We start from the raw sequence: 2,385 nt of genomic DNA on the forward strand, positions 1-2,385 counted from the left end.
AGCAGACGTGGGAGTTTGGCAAGGAGCGCGGATTTGACTTCTATAGCGCGGTTACGAGCGTCGTGGAGTGGCAAAAGGATAAAAGCACGTATTTTATCTCAAGCTCGAACGTCTATCTGCTAAAGCCCGATAAGACGATCAAAATGGTGCTCGTGGAGATCGATCCGAAAACAAACGACATCAAATTTGAAATGGACGTGGAGTCCGCGTCTAGAGACGACGTGGCCTACCGCGCGATGGTGATCGATCCAAATATCTTTAACTATTAAATTTAGCCTTTTCCGGTTTAGTTTTTCTAGCCACCGTCAAAATAGGGCGCGCGGCTGGATTTGGGATTTTGCGGCGAGTTAAATTTACTGCGATCGCTGGAGTTAAATTTAAAATTTGCGCGGCGGGCTAAATTTGAAATGAAATTTGACTCGCCGCTTTGTTTAAATTTAACCCGTCAAATTTGCCGAGTTTAGCTCGCTTAATCTCAAATTTACCCTTTATTTTATACAATCTTTAAAATTTACCGCAAAGGAATTTGATGAAAATGCTTTCTAAATTTATACGAATTTTAGCCGCCGTTTGCTTGCTCGGCGTCAGTGCAAACGCGCTGGAGGAGGGCACGGACTATCAAGTGCTAGAAAAGCCGCTAAACGTACCAAAAGATAGCGTCGTAAAGGTTTTTAGCTACGAGTGCGTCCACTGCTACAAATTTGACCGAAGCGTCACGCCAAAGCTATTTAGCGAGCTAGACGGAGTCAAATTTATCCCGTATCACCTAAAAACCAAGGGCAAGCTCGGCGAAACGGCGAGCAAAATTTTTGCTGCGATGATCGTTTTGGACGAGGCTAGCGACGTTAGTTTGCTTAGCGACAAGTCTAAATTTAAAAAGGCCAAATTTGCGATCTACAAGGCTACTCACGACAAGGACGATGATTTTAATGGCGGCAAGGACAAGGCGAGATTTATCCAGACGGCTCTTAGCGCAGCAGGCGTGAGCGATGCGGACTACGACAAGGCTCTAGCTAGCGAGCGCGCGCAAGAAATTTTAAAAGCGTGGGACGATAGCTACGACGTGGCGAAGATTCAGGGCGTGCCCGCATACGTGGTCGGCGGCAAATACCTGATAAACGTGAAAGCGATCGGCTCGGTAGACGCGATGGCGGCGGCGGTCAAGGAGCTGCTAGCAAAATAATGGACTACAATATCGAAAACAAGGGCTTTGTCTGCTTTGTGTATAACTTGCAGCGAAGGCGGGCGTTTTGGGCGGCGTTGCTCACCGTTTTGGCGATCAAATTTATCCTGTGCGAGCTGTTTTTGGGCGGCGCGGTTGCGGACGCGCTTGTTGTGAAGCTGCGTTTTGCGACGCTGTTTGCTACGTTTGGCGTGTGTGTGGCGATGTGCGCGCCTAAGGTTTTTGGCGTCAAGCTGGCTGGATTTTTCCTGATTTTTCTGGGCGTGATATTTGGGCTTGATTACTCCATGAGCGACTTTAGCGGCGTTAGCGAGATTGGTTTTCCTTTTGCGCTACCGCTAAATGAAATTTGCCCGAGCTTTTTTGCGCCTGATTTTAGTGCGACAAACGAGGCTGGATTTACCAAAATTTACGCATGGGCGAATTTTGCGTTTTTTGCGGTGTTTGGAGCGTTTTGTTTGGTTATGATTTTGAGCTGGTTTGTGTATAATGCCCGCAGTAGTGAAATCAATCAAATTTAAATTTTGGATTCCCACGCGCTTGACGGATTTTAAAAGTAGTTTTTGATTAAGGCGCTCGGTCACATACTATATGTATGCTCCCGTCACGCCTAATCAAAAACTATTTAAACTACACACAATCCGTCTGGAATATTTATTTCATAGCTTACTAAATTTACAAATTTAACGTTTTCAAGGTGCGGGTCTCGGCGACTCAAATTTGAACATAAAGTAATAAGGCGCGGTATTTTTTCTTTAGGCGAGGCGGAAATGAGTCGAGCGAGAGCGCATACATATAGTATGTAACCGAGCTTCGGCGAAATTTACAACGAAGCATAAAGGAAAAAGACAAGCCGCAAAGTTAAATTTGATCGCCGCTTAGTAAGATGTATCCGCTTTCACTGATATTTTTAAATTTAACTCCCAGCTCCCGCTTCAGCCTCAGCACGACGTTTTGTATCGCACCCTTGCTAGGCAGCTCGCCCTCGTAGACGAACTCCTCGATCATCTCGTAGCTCACGAGTTTGTTTAGGTTGTACGCAAAGAGCCAAAAGAGCTTGTTTTGCAAAAAGGATAGATAGATCTCCTCGCCGTTTTTGTAGATCTTTTCTTTGGCGAGATTTATGCTGGTTTGCGGGCCCAGACGCACGAGCTTTTCGTCCTTTTCGTAGGTTAGAGCCACGAGCAGACGGCACAGAGCGG

General features: G+C 46.1%; 3 protein-coding genes and 1 pseudogene. 3 read left to right on the forward strand and 1 reads right to left on the reverse strand.

Features of this window, described 5'->3' with window-relative positions:
- From Q0386_RS08470 to Q0386_RS08480, 3 genes are all read left to right on the forward strand, one after another.
- Positions 1 to 269: aryl-sulfate sulfotransferase (locus tag Q0386_RS08470; RefSeq protein ID WP_299029756.1), on the forward strand; the 269-nt coding region annotated here is incomplete at its 5' end.
- A gap of 260 nt (positions 270 to 529) precedes the next feature.
- Positions 530 to 1,183, forward strand: coding sequence for a thiol:disulfide interchange protein DsbA/DsbL (locus Q0386_RS08475; protein WP_299029759.1), 654 nt, complete (start codon positions 530 to 532; stop codon positions 1,181 to 1,183).
- A complete protein-coding gene (locus Q0386_RS08480; protein WP_299029762.1) occupies positions 1,183 to 1,704 on the forward strand; it encodes a hypothetical protein in 522 nt (173 codons plus the stop codon). Before Q0386_RS08475 ends, Q0386_RS08480 begins: the two co-directional genes overlap by 1 nt.
- A 340-nt stretch (positions 1,705 to 2,044) precedes the next feature.
- Here Q0386_RS08480 and Q0386_RS08485 read toward each other — a convergent pair.
- A pseudogene (locus Q0386_RS08485) lies at positions 2,045 to 2,385 on the reverse strand (DNA-binding response regulator); the annotation flags it as partial.

Source organism: uncultured Campylobacter sp. (assembly GCF_938045625.1).
In the GTDB taxonomy this organism is placed as follows: domain Bacteria; phylum Campylobacterota; class Campylobacteria; order Campylobacterales; family Campylobacteraceae; genus Campylobacter_A.

Bases quoted from the DNA above. Each gene is read 5' to 3' on its own strand.
- Q0386_RS08475 (WP_299029759.1), top strand. From the start codon at position 530: ATGAAAATGCTTTCTAAATTTATACGAATTTTAGCCGCCGTTTGCTTG.
- Q0386_RS08480 (WP_299029762.1), top strand. From the start codon at position 1,183: ATGGACTACAATATCGAAAACAAGGGCTTTGTCTGCTTTGTGTATAAC.